The sequence below is a fragment of the Staphylococcus casei genome, assembly GCF_030294405.1.
GTDB lineage: Bacteria > Bacillota > Bacilli > Staphylococcales > Staphylococcaceae > Staphylococcus > Staphylococcus succinus.
In genome coordinates, this window is record NZ_CP125718.1 from 748944 (window position 1) to 764591 (window position 15648).

Below are 15648 nucleotides of genomic sequence, written 5' to 3' on the forward strand. Positions count from 1 at the left end.
GAGTGGGATTGTTATGTTACAAGCAATGCATCAAAAGTTTGAGTCGTTATATGGAGTAAAGGCAGAAGTGAGTGCTTTTTCACCTGGACGAATCAACCTGATTGGGGAACATACAGATTATAATGGTGGCTATGTTTTTCCAGCGGCCATAGAGCTAGGGACTTATGGTCTAGCAAGCAAAAGAGATGATCAAATTATACAACTTTATTCAAATAATTTTGAAGATATCGGCATCATTACATTTACTTTGGAGGAATTGCGTTTTGATTCTAAGCATGATTGGGCAAATTATCCTAAAGGCGTAATTAAATATTTAGCTCAAGAATTTGAGCATATTGATTCAGGATTTGATGTGTTAATAGAAGGTAATATTCCTAATGGTGCCAGTCTTTCTTCGTCAGCTTCAATTGAGTTATTAACAGGTTGGTTAATGAAAGCATTATTTGGATTAGATTTAGAGCGATTGCAACTGATTAAGGTAGGTCAAGCTGTAGAAAATAACTTTATGGGTGTTAATTCAGGTATCATGGATCAATTCATAATTGGCATGGGTAAATCTGAACATGCAATATTACTTGATACAGCAACCTTAGCATATGAATATGTGCCTGCGAAGTTCGGTGATTATGTCATTTCAATTATGAATACAAATAAGCGTCGGTCATTAACAGAGAGTAAATATAATGAACGTCGTGCTGAGTGTGAGGATGCATTAGCTGCATTACAACAACAACTTGATATTGATGCTTTAGGGGAGTTATCTTTTGAGCAATTTGAGCAACATCAAAAGTTAATTAAAGATGAGGTTAAATTACGTCGTGCGAGACATGCTGTAACTGAAAATGAACGTACACTAAAAGCACATCAATATTTAAAAGCAAATGATTTTAGTAGTTTTGGCCAGTTATTAAATGCATCACATGCTTCCCTGAAAGATGATTATGAAGTTACTGGAATTGAATTAGATACGCTAGCTGAAACAGCACAACGCGTTGAAGGTGTACTAGGCGCGAGGATGACAGGCGCCGGATTTGCAGGGTGTGCGATTGCATTAGTACATAAAGATAGCATCAAACAGTTGGAAGACGAGGTATCTCAAGCATATAAAGAAAAAATTGGGTATTTACCATCATTTTATCATGTAGGGATTAGTGATGGCGTGAAAATATTGTAAAAACGATACTATAAATCGAGAGGATTTTTAATATGGCTGTTTTAGTTTTAGGTGGCGCAGGATATATAGGTAGTCACGCGGTAGATCAACTTATTTCTAGAGGATATGACGTCATAGTCGTAGATAATTTAGGTACAGGTCATAGACCATCCGTTCATAAAGACGCGAAATTTTATGAAGGAGATATCCGAGACCAAGCGTTTTTAACGCACATATTTACTAATGAATCTATAGAAGGTGTCTTTCATTTTTGCGCGTATTCTTTAGTAGGAGAATCTGTACAAAAGCCGTTAGCGTATTTTAATAATAATGTACACGGTTTGCAAGTTCTACTTGAAGTCATGTATGCACATCAAGTTGAGTACATTATTTTTTCATCAACCGCAGCAGTATATGGAGAACCAGATTCAGTACCAATTACAGAAGAAGATTCTAAAACACCGACAAGTCCGTATGGTGAAAGTAAGTTAATGATGGAAAAAATGATGCGTTGGAGTCACGAAGCCTACGGGGTAAAATATGCTGCATTACGCTATTTCAATGTAGCTGGTGCCAAAGAAGGCGGCACAATTGGTGAGGATCACCGTCCAGAAACGCATCTTATTCCCATTGTATTACAAACTGCACTAGGTCAAAGAGATCAAATAACTGTATTTGGAGATGATTATGATACGGAAGATGGTTCTTGTATACGCGATTACTTACATGTTGAAGATTTAATAGAGGCTCATATTTTAGCATATGAATACTTACAAAATGATGGGGAGTCAGGCGCATTTAACTTGGGTAGTAGTCAAGGATATTCTGTATTTGAAATATTAGAAGCCGCTCGCATTGTGACTCAAAAAGAGATTAAAGCTAGTGTAGGTGAACGAAGAGCAGGTGATCCAAGTAAATTAGTGGCATCAAGTGATAAAGCACGACAATTATTAGGTTGGCAACCAAAACATGATAATATCAATGACATCATTGGATCAGCTTGGCAATGGCATTACCAACATCCAAATGGTTATCAAGAAGATATGGAGGGGTAAGGCATGTTATTAAATCAACAATTAGTTCAACAATTTGTATCTCAAGCCGTCATGTATGGAGATTATGAAGTAGAAGATGCCATATATATTCAAAATCAATTGATACGTATTTTAAATGCAAGTGGTATAGATAATACCTCAATAGCAACACTAAATGAAAATGCGACAGCAAACGAGATAACACAATATTGGATACAGAAGGCAGTTGATCAACATTGTATTGATGATGTATTGTATCAAAGAGAAATTGTTGAAGCACAAATTTTAGATTTAATTACGCCGCGCCCTTCTGTTATTAATCGTGAATTTAATAAAGCTTACAAGGTATCACCTGAAGCGGCCACAGATTATTTTTATACATTATCAAAACGTAATCATTATGTGAAAGAAGATGCGATTGCTCATAATATTAATTATGATGTAGAGACAGAGTATGGTGATATTGAAATTACGATCAACCTTTCAAAACCAGAAAAAGATGCGCAACAAATTGCACAAGCAAAAGAAGCACCAAGTTCAGATTATCCTCAATGTGCATTATGTGTTGAAAATGAAGGATACGTAGGTTCAGTATTACAAGCTGCTCGATCAAATCATCGAATCGTTCATTTAATGCTAGGCGATCAGCGATGGGCATTTCAATATTCTCCATATGCCTATTTTAATGAACACAGTATTGTATTATCAGAAAGCCATGTACCTATGAAAATCAACCAACAAACTTTCATTAATTTGTTGGATTTTATTGATCAATTTCCACATTATTTTATAGGTTCAAATGCAGATATACCAGTTGTGGGGGGGTCTATTTTATCTCATAATCATTATCAAGCTGGGAAATATGTCTTTCCTATGGATAACGCTGCCGAAGTTGAAAATTTTCATATAGCTGAATACCCTTCAATCCAAGCGAGTACACTAAAGTGGCCGATGAGTGTTATTCGTTTAAAAAGTACAAAGAAAAATGAACTGATTGAAGCAGCAACATACGTCATGAATCAGTGGAATCAATATACAGACGAAGCAGTTACAATTAGAGCATATAGCAACAATGGAGAACGTCATCACACAGTTACACCTATTGCAAGATACAGACACCAACGATATGAGTTAGACATTGTCTTGCGTGACAATCAAACCTCAGAGCAATATCCTGATGGTATCTTCCATCCACATGAAGACGTACAACATATAAAAAAAGAAAACATTGGTCTTATAGAAGTAATGGGCACTGCCATATTACCTGGTCGCTTGAAGCAAGAATTAAGACAAGTGAAAAGATACTTGTTAGGTGAGTCGCAATTAGATATAGGCGTTCACCAACAATGGGCAGAAAAGATGTTGCAGAACTATGATATTAGTAGTTCAAATGTCGACCAAATCGTGGATAATGAAGTGGGTTACAAGTTCAAACGTGTATTGGAAGATGCAGGCGTATTTAAAAATACAGACCAAGGACAGCAAGCTTTTCGTCGTTTTATTAATAGCTTATAATATCAATTTAATTTACAAAAGAGATGGGCCAAAATATATTTCATTTTGGCCAGCTCTTTTGTTTTTTTATAATTAAGCATATAATAATGACCAAAAGGAGTTGCTAAAATGAAAGTTAAATATAGACACATCATATTAGTGATAGTTGCATGTTGTCTTGTCTTAGCAGGCTGTTCAAGTTCGACCGACCACAATGCTAAGCATAAAGATAATGAAAAGCAAGAATTGCAAGTATCAGCAGCAGCAAGTTTAACGGATGTTACAAAAGATTTAGAACAAGCATTTGAAACAAAACATAAATCAATTAATGTTACTTTTAATTATGGTGGTTCTGGTGCCTTAAGACAACAAATTGAAAAAGGAGCACCTGTAGATGTGCTCATGTCAGCTAATACGAAAGACGTTGATGCATTGAAAGAACAAAAGAAAGCAAGCTATACATATAAATATGCTAAAAATAAGCTAGTGCTTATTGGAACAAAAGATAGTACATATACATCGGTAAAAGATTTAAAAGCAAATGATAAATTAGCGATTGGAGAAGCTAAATCTGTGCCTGCGGGTAAATATGCTGAACAATATTTGAAAGCGCATCATCTGTATGACCAAGTAAAAAGTAATTTGGTTTTTGCTAAAGATGTGCGTCAAGTTCTTAATTACGTAGAAAAAGGTAATGCCCAATTAGGCTATGTTTATAAAACAGACTTGTATCAAAATCAGGAAAATGGAAATAGTAAAGTTAAAGCGCTAAATACTGCAAATTTGAATAACTCAATTATTTATAAGGCGGCTGCAACGTCAGATAAAAAAGCAGCTAAAGCTTGGATAGATTTCCTTAAAACTGATAAAGCTAAAAATATATTGAAAAAATACCAATTTGAAATTTAGGAGGTCCTGATAATGCCAGATATTACACCGTTTTGGATATCGCTTAAAGTAGCAATGATCAGTACGATTATCGTTACTTTTGTCGGTATTTTTATCTCGAGATGGTTGTATAAAAGGCATGGCTTTTTTGCTAGAGTTTTAGAGAGTATCATTGTTTTACCTATTGTATTACCTCCAACAGTAATGGGGTTTATTTTGCTAATTGTATTTTCACCGCGAAATATAATCGGTTCATTTTTCGATAATGTATTACATTTACCTGTCGTATTTACAATGACAGGGGCCGTTATAGCATCGGTAATTGTAAGTTTACCTTTGATGTACCAACATACAGTCCAAGGGTTTCGTAGTATTGATAATAAGATGCTCAATACTGCAAGAACAATGGGGGCAAGCGAGAGTAAAATATTTTTTGAATTAATTTTACCTTTGTCAAAACGATCCATATTATCTGGAGTTATGATGAGTTTTGCACGTGCCATTGGAGAGTTTGGAGCAACGCTAATGGTTGCCGGATATATTCCAAATAAAACGAATACGTTACCTTTAGAAATTTATTTTTTAGTAGAACAAGGTAAAGAAAATCAAGCTTGGCTTTGGGTGATTGTGCTTGTTGCATTTGCGATCACAGTGATTGGGACAATTAATGTGTTAAACAAAGACCGTTTTTGGGAGGTAGATTAATTGTTAAATATAAAAATTAATCATAGGCTAGAACATACACACTTAGATATTCATCTACATCATAAAAAACCTAAAATATGTGCAATTAAAGGACCGTCTGGTATTGGTAAAACAACATTATTAAATATTATCTCTGGTTTAAAACCTGCAGATCAGGCATATATTGAATTAAAAGATCATGTTCTAACAGATACAACGCAGCATATTGAAGTTAAAATTCAGCATAGAAATATAGGATACTTATTCCAAGACTATCAATTATTTCCTAATAAGAACGTGTATCAAAATATCACATTTATGGCTGAACCGTCTGAACATATTGAAAAAGTAATGCACCAATTAAATATAGGACATTTAAAGCAACAGTTTCCAGCACGGTTATCAGGTGGGGAAGCACAACGCGTAGCACTTGCTAGAACTTTAAGTACTAAACCGGACTTAATACTATTAGATGAGCCATTCTCTAGTCTTGATGATGCGACGAAAGAAGAAAGTATTCGTTTAGTTCAGCGTATATTTGACGAATGGCAAATTCCGTTGATTTTTGTAACGCATTCTAATTATGAAGCTGAATTATTAGCACAAGAGGTAGTTGAAATCGGTTGACTACAATAGAGGTGTGGAAATCTGGTATTATCTCGATTTGAAAAACATGTGCGAGTTGAAAACTACGACATAATAAAAAGGCGTGAAGTCACCGTGATGTGCTTCATGCCTTTTATTATTTATCTTCTGGTATAGGAAAATAGTCGAAGATCTTGCCACTAGCTAAAGCATCGCTTAGTGTTGAAAGCCAAGCATAGTAGACTTTAGAATGTTCAATTTGAGTTAATACTTCTTGTGCTTCCTCTATGATTTCTGGAGCTGCTGTGTTTGAATGTACAATGGGATTAAGTATATTTTCCGCTTTATGTATCGCCTCTATATTTAACTTAATTTCACGTTTCCATTTTAAAGAAAAGAAATTGCCAAAGAATGTGAAGAAATCTTTTTCAGCAGTGAAATGTTGTTTCCTACTGCCTCTGATAAATTGTTGCTTAACACCATCGAACTCTTGAAGTTTTTTAACACCTGCACTCATGCTTGGTTTACTCATTTGTAATTCATAACGCATTTCATCTAAAGTCATACTTTTTTGTTCGAACACCATCGTGCCATATAAGTTACCGACACTACGGTTAACACCATAAAGGTCCATTGTTTCTCCGATAGAGTTTATGACTATATCTTTAGCTTGTTCAAGCTGTTCTTCGTAGCCTTTTGAACGTGCCATTCATTCACCTCCATATTATATTCAATTTATTGTACCACGAACGCATATTCAATGGATATTATTTATAGTGAGCAATTTAATATTTTACTATTTTCATAAATGGATACCTGTATTTAAGTAATATACATGATTCAGGCCACAATTATAGATTAAGAGAGCATTTCAAATAAGAAATGCACGCATCTAAATTATTGTATTAAAAATTTTAAGTGATAATAAGTGATCGAATTAGGGAATACACCCGTTTATACATTATCGATACCAAACCATTGTGACATTCTGATGCAAGATTTATAATGGAAGCAATGACGTAAAGAGAGGATTATTGTGGTGACTATAGACCGTTATTCTAGACAAACATTATTTAAAGCTATTGGTGACAATGGACAATATAAAATTATGCATTCTCATGTACTCATAATTGGTATGGGTGCTTTAGGCACGCATCTTGCAGAAAGTTTGGTAAGAGCGGGAGTGAGTGAAATAACGATTGTTGATAGAGATTATATTGAATTCAGTAATCTGCAAAGGCAAACATTATTTACAGAAATAGATGCCGAAGTAGCATTGCCTAAAGTGATTGCCGCAGAAAATAAGCTGACTGAAATTCGATCAGATTTAAAAGTTCATGCGCATATTGCACATGTCGACAGACAATTTTTAGAGCATTATGGCACAAAGGTAAGCTTAATTTTAGATGCCACTGATAATTTTGAAACTCGCCAATTAATTAATGACTTTGCTTTTCAACAGAATATACCTTGGATTTATGGTGGCGTGGTTCAAAGTACATATATAGAAGCCGCATTTATTCCAGGTAAGACACCTTGTTTTAACTGTTTAGTGCCTCAATTGCCAGTGATAAATATGACTTGCGATACTGTAGGCGTGATACAGCCAGCGGTGACAATGACTACGAGTTTACAATCACGAGATGCACTTAAAATACTAACGCAACACAGCATACCTACAAAATTAACCTATGGTGATATATGGGAAGGCAACCATTACACATTTGGATTTAGTAAAATACAAAGAAAGACGTGTCCTACATGTGGTGAAAATCCAAGTTATCCATATATAAATGAAACAAAGCGACAGTATGTAAGTTTGTGCGGAAGAGATACAATACAATACCAAAACCCAGAAATTTCCCAGGAAATAATAGAATCATTTTTAATTAAGCAAGCCATTGCTTATCAACGAAATCCATATATGCTACGTTTTGAATTTAATGGGCATCCTATTGTGAGTTTTAGAGGTGGTAGATTATTAATTCATAAAATGAAGCACCCAAACCAAGCCATAACCTTAATAAACCAACTTTTTGGATAAAGGAGTGTGTTTATGCTTTATGCATACAAATATTAAATTAGATAGAGATATTCAATGTGCTGTGTTAACGGTTTCAGATACAAGAGATTATGAAACAGATAAAGGTGGTAATTTAATAATAACGTTATTATCAGAAATAAATGCTTCAGTAGAAAAGGGGCATTACTGCATCGTTAAAGATGATATATCTGAAATATTAAAGCAATTAAAAATGTGGTTGTCTCAAGATATTGACGTAATTATTACTACTGGTGGTACAGGCATAGCCAAAAGAGATGTGACAATAGAAGCAGTTTCTTCATTATTGACGAAAGAGATAGAAGGATTTGGAGAGTTGTTTAGATACTTAAGTTATACAGAAGATGTAGGGACACGCGCATTGTTGTCACGTGCAGTCGCAGGTGCAGTTGAAGATAAATTGATATTTAGCCTGCCAGGCTCAACAGGAGCAATTAAATTAGCATTAGACAAATTAATCAAACCCGAACTCAATCATTTGGTAACAGAAATTAAAAAATAAATAGAGCCCAAACAAAATTGGGCTCGTGCTATTTATTCAGGCTCTTTTGAAGATAAATGAGTGTCACGTTGGAAGTCACCAGTTTTACCACCAGATTTAGATAACAAATAGGTTTCGCCAATAATCATGCCTTTATCTAAGGCTTTGGCCATGTCATAAACAGTTAAGGCTGTCGCAGAGGCTGCTGTAAGAGCTTCCATTTCCACGCCAGTTTTACCAGTTGTTGACACAGTGACCTGAATGTTTAATGTATAAGTGGTTTTATTTGTTTGCCAAGTAAAATCAACATCGACACCAGTGAGCGGTAATGGATGACACATAGGGATAATGTCAGCAGTCTTTTTAGCGGCCATAATACCGGCAATTTGTGCAGTATTTAAGACGTTTCCTTTTTTATTTGTGTGATCAACAATTTGTTTATAAATTTCTGGATTTACCGTAATACTAGAGTGAGCAATTGCTATACGTTTGGTAATGTTTTTTTCTGAAACATCGACCATTTTGGCATTTCCTTGGGCATTAATATGTGTGAATTCGGACAAAGATATCCCTCCTAATCGTTTTCTAGTATATCACGAAATAAATATATGTAAGGAGTAGATTATATGACAGTTGAAAAGAGAAATCCAATTTCTGTTAGTAGTGCTATTGAACGTGTGGTTAGTCAGAATATTGTTATGACACAAACAACGGTCGCATTACATGAAAGTATAAATCATATATTAGCTGAGGACATTGTAGCTACTTATGATATTCCTCGATTTAATAAATCTCCATATGATGGCTTTGCGATTAGAAGCCAAGATACGGCAGGTGCAAATGGTGATCACAGAATAAAATTTAATGTGATTGACCACATTGGTGCGGGTTCTGTTTCAGAACAAACTGTTGGTGAATTTGAAGCGGTCAGGATTATGACAGGAGCAGCTATACCTGAAGGTGCAGATGCAGTTGTAATGTTGGAACAAACTGTTGAAAGTAATCAAAGTTTTACATTGCGCAAACCATTTGAACCCAATGAAAATATATCCCTGAAAGGTGAAGAAACGCGGGCAGGCGATATTGTATTGCAAAAGGGTCAACAAATAAATCCAGGAGCTATTGCAGTGCTAGCGACATACGGTTATGGAGAAGTCCCTGTTTTTAAAAAGCCTACTATTGCAGTAATCGCAACAGGTAGTGAGTTGCTAGATGTTACAGATCATTTACAGGCAGGTAAAATTAGAAATTCAAATGGTCCTATGATTGTTGCGTTAGCTCAAAAGTTAGATTTAAAGGTAGAATCTTATAAAATACAACAAGACGATCTCAAAAGTAGTATACAAGCTGTCAAAGAAGCTATGCGCTGTCATGATATTGTTATTACAACAGGCGGTGTATCTGTGGGTGATTTTGATTATTTGCCTGAGATATATGCAGCAATAGAAGCTGAAGTATTATTTAATAAAATTGCAATGAGACCTGGGAGTGTCACTACAGTAGCAGTTGCAGATGGAAAATACTTATTTGGTTTATCTGGAAACCCCTCAGCATGCTTTACTGGTTTCGAGCTATATGTCAAGCCAGCAGTGCAACATATGATGGGGGCTAAGGCGATATATCCACAAGTAGTACAAGCTACATTAATGGAAGACTTTAAAAAGCCTAACCCCTTTACGCGATTTATTCGCGCACGTGCAACCTTTAACGGTAAAGAAATGACTGTAGTGCCTTCAGGATTTAATAAGTCAGCCGCGGTGGTAGCTATAGCACACAGCAATGCAATGATTATGTTACCGGGGGGAACAAGAGGCTATAAAAAAGGTTATACAGTTAATGTATTATTGACTGAATCACAAAGTTATGAAATGGAATGGCAACTATGATTTTACAAATCGTAGGTTATAAAAACACAGGCAAAACAACACTAATGATGCACACAGTTCAATTTTTAAAGTCACAAGGTTTTAATATAGCCACAATTAAACACCATGGACATGATAAGGATGATATAACGCTACAAGACGATAATGTCGATCATATGAAACACTTTCAAGCTGGCGCAGATCAAAGTATTGTTCAGGGAACAAGTTATCGACAATCCGTTACAAGAAAACACAGACAATCTCTAGATGAAATCATTGATGAATCTGTTACAATAGAAACGAACTTGATATTAGTGGAAGGCTTTAAAGAAGCGAATTTTGATAAGGTGTTAGTTTATAGAGATAAAAGTGAGTTAAATGCATTAGAGCATCTTACAAATATACAATATCGTATTAATTTGGACGAAGCGGATGCATTACCTAAGTATGAGCAATGGTTACTATCTTTTTTAATATAGAAGGAATGAACTAAATGAAACAATTCGAAATTGTAAGTGAACCTATCCAAACAGAGCAGTATAGAGAATACGTGCTTAATGCGCACCAAGGTGCGGTAGTCATTTTCACTGGTCATGTGAGGGAATGGACCAAAGGGATTAAAACAGAATATTTAGAATATGAAGCTTATATCCCAATGGCTGAAAAGATGTTAGCGCAAATCGGAGATGAGATTTCAATGAAATGGCCAGGTACCGACGTGGCCATTGTTCACAGAATTGGTCCATTAAAAATTTCAGATATCGCAGTTTTAATCAGTGTTTCTTCACCGCATAGAAAAGATGCGTATGAAGCTAATGAGTATGCGATTGAACGCATAAAAGAAATCGTCCCTATATGGAAAAAAGAAATATGGGAAGATGGTGCGCAATGGCAAGGGCATCAACATGGAAGTTATGAAGATGCAATTGAAGGAGGTCAATCATGAAAGTACTTTATTTTGCAGAAATTAAAGAAACATTAGAGAAAGACACAGAAGATATAAATTTAAACTATGATATTTCTGTAGAAGATCTTATAATTGATTTATTTAAACGTTATCCTAGTATTAGTGATAAAAAATTTCAAGTCGCAGTAAATGAAGAATTTGTAAAAAATGACGATATTGTTCGACCTAATGACATTGTCGCATTGATTCCACCAGTTAGCGGAGGTTAAAGAGAGATGAAAGCTATTATACTTGCCGGAGGACAATCTGAAAGATTCGGTGAACCCAAGGCTTTTGCACAGATTGAGTCGCAAATGTTTTATAAGAGAATTATTGATGTGTTAGAAGCCACAAACATGTTTAATCAAATTGTTATAAGTACAAATGAACGATTAGCTAGTCAATTTGATTATCCTAATATAGTTATAGATGATGACCAAAATAAAGATAAAGGGCCATTGGCAGGTATTCGTTCAGTGATGCGTCAATATAAGGATGAAGAATTATTTTTTGTGATATCTGTGGATACACCAATGATTACACAAAAAGCAATTAGTAAATTATACCAATTTATGATTGAACACCTTATAGAGGACCAATTAGATATCGCAGGTTTTAAAGACAATGGAAGACCTATTCCGACACTAGCTTTTTATAGTCCGCATGCTTTGCAATATATAGACGAAGCCTTGGCTTCAGACGATTACAGTTTAAAGAATGTCTATACAAGAGTTGAAAGTGATTGGCTAGATGTTCAAACAATTGAATCAACAGCATATTGGTACAAAAACATTAACTATCAACAAGATTTGAACGATTTAAAGCAAGTTATGATGAATAGATAAGGAGGCCTATTGCTATGGTAGAACAAATAACTGATAAACTCGGACGTCCAATTCGCGATTTAAGATTGTCAGTTACCGATCGTTGCAATTTTCGTTGTGATTATTGCATGCCAAAAGAAATTTTTGGCGATGACTTTGTTTTTTTACCTAAAGATGAATTGCTTACATTTGATGAAATGGCACGTATAGCGAAAGTGTATACGCAATTAGGCGTAAAAAAAATTCGGATTACAGGCGGTGAACCATTGCTTAGACGTGATTTATATAAATTAATATATAAACTCAATGAAATTGATGGTGTGGAAGACATAGGTTTGACAACCAATGGATTACTTTTGAAAAAGCACGGCCAAAACCTATATAATGCTGGATTAAGACGAATAAATGTGAGCTTAGATGCCATTGATGATGAAGTATTTCAAGCAATAAATAATCGAAATATCAAGGCTGTAACTATTTTAGAACAAATTGATTATGCCGTTTCTATTGGCTTTCATGTGAAAGTGAATATGGTGGTTCAAAAAGGCGTAAATGACAATCAAATCGTTCCAATGGTTCAATACTTTAAAGAGAAGCATATTGAAATTAGGTTTATTGAATTTATGGATGTTGGCAATGATAATGGTTGGGACTTTAGTAAAGTGGTATCCAAAGCGGACATGCTTAATATGATAGAGTCTGGATTTGATATTTCCCCTGTACCACCTAAGTATTATGGAGAAGTAGCGAAGTATTATCGACATAACGATAATGAGGCACAGTTTGGATTGATTACCAGTGTGTCGCAATCCTTTTGTTCAACGTGTACACGTGCACGTCTTTCATCAGACGGTAAGTTTTATGGGTGTCTGTTCAGTGAAGTTGATGGCTTTAATGTTAAAACTTTTATGCGTTCGGGCGTTAGTGACAAAGCATTGTTAGAGCAATTTAAAGCATTGTGGCGTATAAGAGATGATCGTTATTCTGATGAACGGACAGAACAAACTGTGGCTAATAGAAAACGTAAAAAGATAAATATGAATTATATTGGTGGGTAAGCGTAAGAAGATGATCGTTATCAATTTAGTGCAACATTAATGAGGTGCTTTATATGTTAACTAGTGATAATAATAAGTGCTGTGATATAAAAAATTAAAGGGCTGAAGTATCTCACGTGTTGAAGTACTTCAGTTCTTTATATTGTCTAAAAAGCGAAAGATATCAATCAACTCATGGACATTTTTATGAAAAATAAGATATAAACTAAAGTCGTGTATTATCGAATTATAAATCAAATGAGCAATATGTTTAAAATATTATTTCAAATGATTTAGTAAGAAAGTGAAAGAAGTAAACGCTAATTATAAAAAAGGTATTAGATAATATAAATAAAAAATGATATGTATGGTAGGATATATAAATCATTTTCAATAGTAGAAAACATTTATCTGTTTATTTAAAAATAATAGATTTAATGAAGAAAGTGTTATATAATATTTTAAAAGCTTATTCATTATATAAAGCCATTTAATACAACTAGAGTAGACAATAAGGAGGCAACTATTATGGAAAGTAAAGTATCATATTTTATTACATCAGAGAGAGCTTTGAGTCAATTGAAACATTGGCTTAAATCAGTACATAGTTTATCTATAGAAGAGTTCGTAGTCTTGTATAAAGTTTATGATGCTCAAAAAATTAGTGGAAAAGAATTACGAGATACCTTACATTTTGAGATGTTATGGGACACAAGTAAAATTGATGTGATTATTAGAAAAATATATAAGAAAGAGTTGATATCAAAAGTGCGTTCAGAAACGGATGAACGTCAAGTATTTTACTATTTCAATACAGCTCAAATCAAATTGCTAGATGAGATTATAAGTGAAATAGAAAATATTAAAATCGCTCAATAGCGTAAGATCAATTTTAAGAAGATATAAAAAAACGTAACATTCATCATTGAGGAATGTTACGTTTTTTGTTATGCATTGATGTGTTTCACCTTTCTACCATGTACAAAGAAGTATATAATCATTGTAATCGCTACAATAATTGCCATTATAGCGTAGAGTTGAGCATATGAAACGGATGAAGTTGCAAATCCAAGTACATATGGACCAAAGCCTAAACCTAAATCTAAACCAATAAAATAGGTTGATGTAGCAATACCATATTTAGCTGGTGGAGATACTTTTATGGCGATAGCTTGCATGCAAGATGAAATGTTTCCATAACCAGCGCCTAATAACAAACCGGCGAGAACGAGGGTCCAACCATTACTTGTGACACTGAGTGCAATAAATGTTAAAAATAAGAATATGAACGCTGGATAAGCAACAATATTTTCATTTTTTTGGTCCATAAGCCGACCAGCAATTGGACGCGTAATCAGTGATGCAATTGCATAAAATATAAAGAAATAACTAGAAAGCGTTACCAAATTAATTTCTTGGGCAAAAAATTGTAAAAATGTAAGTATGGATGAATAAGTTAACCCAGATATTAACATAATCACAGCTACAGGCACCGCTTCTTTTGCAATGTAGTTGCTTAGATTGAATTTTTTACTTGGTGCTTTTTCAATAGCATCATGATTTGAAATGATATCAAATTGAAGGTTAACAAAGAACGATATGATTAGACTTACTAACCCACAAATAAGGCAAATAGAAAATAATAGTTTTATTGGAAATGTATTAATAAGTAATAAGCCAAAGAAAGGACCAATTGCTGCACCAATAACTAGACTTAATGAGAATAAACTAATGCCCTCACTTTTTCTTTCAGGTGGTGTAACATAAGCGGCAATCGTACCAGTAGCAGTAGTCGTAACACCAGTAGCAATACCATTGATTAATCGAGTAAACATAAGTAAAGCCAAGGACCCTTCTATAAAGTAAAATAGTTGGGTGATGACTAATAGAGCTAAACCGATAAGCAATATACGCTTAGGTCCTACTTTATTGACATATTTTCCTGTTGCGAAACGACCAATTAAGGAGCCAATAATAAAGAGTCCGGATACTAAGCCAGCTACGCTATCTGAAACATTGTATTCGGATTTAGTATAACTAGCAATAATGACTATGAGTAGATACATACATAGATAAACTAAAAAATTTGTAATAAAGTTAATGTTAAAGCTTTTAGTCCATATAGGCGCTTTAACTGTTTGTGATTGGTTCATGTCATGCTTCCTCCATTTTTGATATTTGTTCATGAATTGATTGAATGGTTGTAATTGCTTCATCTAATTGTGATGAAGATAGATTCGTATGTTTAACAATTTCATCTTGTAAGGTTTCGATACGTTGGGTAATACTATCAAATAATATTTTTCCATCATCAGATAACGTTAATATTTTTTCTCGTTTATCTATACCTTGTTCTATTGTGAGTAAAGATTTTTCAGAAAGAATTTTTAAAATTTTACGTGTAGTTGGTTTCTCTATTGCACGTCGTTTTGAAATTTGTACTAAAGTTGTTGGGCCATTATATGCGAGGTCTTTTAATACTAACCATTGTGCAGGATATACTTCGAATTCATCAAAGATAGGTTGTAATAATTTTATATAGGGTCTATAAACAGCAGTTAAGTGATTAAAGAAGTCTTTTGTATACATGTGAAC

General features: G+C 34.3%; 19 protein-coding genes. 15 read left to right on the forward strand and 4 right to left on the reverse strand.

All coding sequences use genetic code 11. The annotated features are described in order from the left end of the window. Nucleotides 1–13: 13 nt before the first annotated feature. The 6 genes from QMO72_RS03325 (at nt 14) to QMO72_RS03350 (ending at nt 5880) form a co-directional block, all read left to right on the forward strand. Nucleotides 14–1174, forward strand: a complete 1161-nt coding sequence (locus QMO72_RS03325) for a galactokinase (protein ID WP_103266438.1) — start codon at nt 14–16, stop codon at nt 1172–1174. 32 nt (nt 1175–1206) lie between these two features. Continuing rightward, nucleotides 1207–2208: a UDP-glucose 4-epimerase GalE gene (gene galE / locus QMO72_RS03330; protein ID WP_103266439.1), complete on the forward strand. Its 1002-nt coding sequence runs from the start codon at nt 1207–1209 to the stop codon at nt 2206–2208. Between the two features lie 3 nt (nt 2209–2211). Continuing rightward, the gene (gene galT, locus QMO72_RS03335; RefSeq protein WP_103266440.1) at nt 2212–3702 is read left to right on the forward strand and encodes a UDP-glucose--hexose-1-phosphate uridylyltransferase; all 1491 of its coding nucleotides are present in this window, start codon (nt 2212–2214) and stop codon (nt 3700–3702) included. Nucleotides 3703–3810: 108 nt separating this feature from the next. Further along, nucleotides 3811–4590 carry a molybdate ABC transporter substrate-binding protein gene (gene modA, locus QMO72_RS03340; RefSeq protein ID WP_103266441.1) on the forward strand — a complete coding sequence of 260 codons (780 nt, stop codon included), beginning with the start codon at nt 3811–3813 and terminating at the stop codon, nt 4588–4590. Between the two features lie 12 nt (nt 4591–4602). Continuing rightward, the gene (gene modB, locus QMO72_RS03345) at nt 4603–5274 is read left to right on the forward strand and encodes a molybdate ABC transporter permease subunit (protein ID WP_103266442.1); all 672 of its coding nucleotides are present in this window, start codon (nt 4603–4605) and stop codon (nt 5272–5274) included. Then, nucleotides 5275–5880, forward strand: coding sequence for an ATP-binding cassette domain-containing protein (locus QMO72_RS03350; protein WP_103266443.1), 606 nt, complete (start codon nt 5275–5277; stop codon nt 5878–5880). Between the two features lie 115 nt (nt 5881–5995). Here the strand turns inward: QMO72_RS03350 and cudC are convergent, their stop codons facing one another. Continuing rightward, nucleotides 5996–6547, reverse strand: a complete 552-nt coding sequence (gene cudC / locus QMO72_RS03355; RefSeq protein ID WP_069822816.1) for a choline uptake/conversion transcriptional regulator CudC — start codon at nt 6545–6547, stop codon at nt 5996–5998. Nucleotides 6548–6877: 330 nt separating this feature from the next. On the opposite strand from cudC, the gene QMO72_RS03360 reads away from it, so the two are divergent. Together QMO72_RS03360 and QMO72_RS03365 are read left to right on the forward strand one after the other, a co-directional pair. Further along, on the forward strand, nt 6878–7882 hold the full coding sequence (locus tag QMO72_RS03360; protein ID WP_103266485.1) for a ThiF family adenylyltransferase: 1005 nt from the start codon (nt 6878–6880) through the stop codon (nt 7880–7882). 19 nt (nt 7883–7901) lie between these two features. After that, the gene (locus QMO72_RS03365; protein WP_103266444.1) at nt 7902–8402 is read left to right on the forward strand and encodes a MogA/MoaB family molybdenum cofactor biosynthesis protein; all 501 of its coding nucleotides are present in this window, start codon (nt 7902–7904) and stop codon (nt 8400–8402) included. A gap of 32 nt (nt 8403–8434) precedes the next feature. Here QMO72_RS03365 and moaC read toward each other — a convergent pair whose 3' ends face one another. Further along, nucleotides 8435–8944 (reverse strand): cyclic pyranopterin monophosphate synthase MoaC, encoded by a 510-nt coding sequence (gene moaC, locus QMO72_RS03370; RefSeq protein WP_103266445.1) that lies wholly within the window; start codon nt 8942–8944, stop codon nt 8435–8437. Nucleotides 8945–9007: 63 nt separating this feature from the next. Between moaC and QMO72_RS03375 the strand changes: the two genes are divergently transcribed. The 7 genes from QMO72_RS03375 (at nt 9008) to QMO72_RS03405 (ending at nt 13932) form a co-directional block, all read left to right on the forward strand. Continuing rightward, nucleotides 9008–10267, forward strand: a complete 1260-nt coding sequence (locus tag QMO72_RS03375) for a molybdopterin molybdotransferase MoeA (RefSeq protein ID WP_103266446.1) — start codon at nt 9008–9010, stop codon at nt 10265–10267. Beyond that, nucleotides 10264–10725: a molybdopterin-guanine dinucleotide biosynthesis protein B gene (gene mobB / locus QMO72_RS03380; RefSeq protein WP_103266447.1), complete on the forward strand. Its 462-nt coding sequence runs from the start codon at nt 10264–10266 to the stop codon at nt 10723–10725. Before QMO72_RS03375 ends, mobB begins: the two co-directional genes overlap by 4 nt. A 14-nt stretch (nt 10726–10739) precedes the next feature. Beyond that, a complete protein-coding gene (locus tag QMO72_RS03385) occupies nt 10740–11192 on the forward strand; it encodes a molybdenum cofactor biosynthesis protein MoaE (RefSeq protein WP_103266448.1) in 453 nt (150 codons plus the stop codon). Beyond that, entirely contained in the window at nt 11189–11422 is a 234-nt protein-coding gene (gene moaD, locus QMO72_RS03390; RefSeq protein ID WP_103266449.1) for a molybdopterin converting factor subunit 1, read from the forward strand. Before QMO72_RS03385 ends, moaD begins: the two co-directional genes overlap by 4 nt. A gap of 6 nt (nt 11423–11428) precedes the next feature. Beyond that, a complete protein-coding gene (gene mobA, locus QMO72_RS03395; protein WP_103266450.1) occupies nt 11429–12037 on the forward strand; it encodes a molybdenum cofactor guanylyltransferase MobA in 609 nt (202 codons plus the stop codon). 14 nt (nt 12038–12051) lie between these two features. Next, nucleotides 12052–13074: a GTP 3',8-cyclase MoaA gene (gene moaA / locus QMO72_RS03400; RefSeq protein ID WP_103266451.1), complete on the forward strand. Its 1023-nt coding sequence runs from the start codon at nt 12052–12054 to the stop codon at nt 13072–13074. Nucleotides 13075–13581: 507 nt separating this feature from the next. Continuing rightward, complete coding sequence (locus QMO72_RS03405) at nt 13582–13932, forward strand: SarA family transcriptional regulator (protein WP_069822807.1); 351 nt, start codon at nt 13582–13584, stop codon at nt 13930–13932. Nucleotides 13933–14000: 68 nt separating this feature from the next. On the opposite strand, the gene QMO72_RS03410 is transcribed toward QMO72_RS03405, so the two are convergent. After that, the gene (locus QMO72_RS03410; protein WP_286093239.1) at nt 14001–15206 is read right to left on the reverse strand and encodes an MFS transporter; all 1206 of its coding nucleotides are present in this window, start codon (nt 15204–15206) and stop codon (nt 14001–14003) included. A gap of 1 nt (nt 15207) precedes the next feature. Beyond that, nucleotides 15208–15642: a MarR family winged helix-turn-helix transcriptional regulator gene (locus QMO72_RS03415; protein ID WP_103266453.1), complete on the reverse strand. Its 435-nt coding sequence runs from the start codon at nt 15640–15642 to the stop codon at nt 15208–15210. Between the last annotated feature and the right edge of the window lie 6 nt (nt 15643–15648).

Excerpts from the sequence above, each read along its gene's own strand:
- galT (WP_103266440.1), top strand. The coding sequence starts at position 2,212 with ATGTTATTAAATCAACAATTAGTTCAACAATTTGTATCTCAAGCCGTC.
- modB (WP_103266442.1), top strand. The coding sequence starts at position 4,603 with ATGCCAGATATTACACCGTTTTGGATATCGCTTAAAGTAGCAATGATC.
- QMO72_RS03410 (WP_286093239.1), bottom strand. The coding sequence starts at position 15,206 with ATGAACCAATCACAAACAGTTAAAGCGCCTATATGGACTAAAAGCTTT.
- QMO72_RS03375 (WP_103266446.1), top strand. The coding sequence starts at position 9,008 with ATGACAGTTGAAAAGAGAAATCCAATTTCTGTTAGTAGTGCTATTGAA.
- mobB (WP_103266447.1), top strand. The coding sequence starts at position 10,264 with ATGATTTTACAAATCGTAGGTTATAAAAACACAGGCAAAACAACACTA.
- QMO72_RS03405 (WP_069822807.1), top strand. The coding sequence starts at position 13,582 with ATGGAAAGTAAAGTATCATATTTTATTACATCAGAGAGAGCTTTGAGT.
- QMO72_RS03385 (WP_103266448.1), top strand. The coding sequence starts at position 10,740 with ATGAAACAATTCGAAATTGTAAGTGAACCTATCCAAACAGAGCAGTAT.
- QMO72_RS03325 (WP_103266438.1), top strand. The coding sequence starts at position 14 with ATGTTACAAGCAATGCATCAAAAGTTTGAGTCGTTATATGGAGTAAAG.
- moaA (WP_103266451.1), top strand. The coding sequence starts at position 12,052 with ATGGTAGAACAAATAACTGATAAACTCGGACGTCCAATTCGCGATTTA.
- mobA (WP_103266450.1), top strand. The coding sequence starts at position 11,429 with ATGAAAGCTATTATACTTGCCGGAGGACAATCTGAAAGATTCGGTGAA.
- moaD (WP_103266449.1), top strand. The coding sequence starts at position 11,189 with ATGAAAGTACTTTATTTTGCAGAAATTAAAGAAACATTAGAGAAAGAC.
- modA (WP_103266441.1), top strand. The coding sequence starts at position 3,811 with ATGAAAGTTAAATATAGACACATCATATTAGTGATAGTTGCATGTTGT.
- QMO72_RS03365 (WP_103266444.1), top strand. The coding sequence starts at position 7,902 with ATGCATACAAATATTAAATTAGATAGAGATATTCAATGTGCTGTGTTA.
- cudC (WP_069822816.1), bottom strand. The coding sequence starts at position 6,547 with ATGGCACGTTCAAAAGGCTACGAAGAACAGCTTGAACAAGCTAAAGAT.
- galE (WP_103266439.1), top strand. The coding sequence starts at position 1,207 with ATGGCTGTTTTAGTTTTAGGTGGCGCAGGATATATAGGTAGTCACGCG.
- QMO72_RS03415 (WP_103266453.1), bottom strand. The coding sequence starts at position 15,642 with ATGTATACAAAAGACTTCTTTAATCACTTAACTGCTGTTTATAGACCC.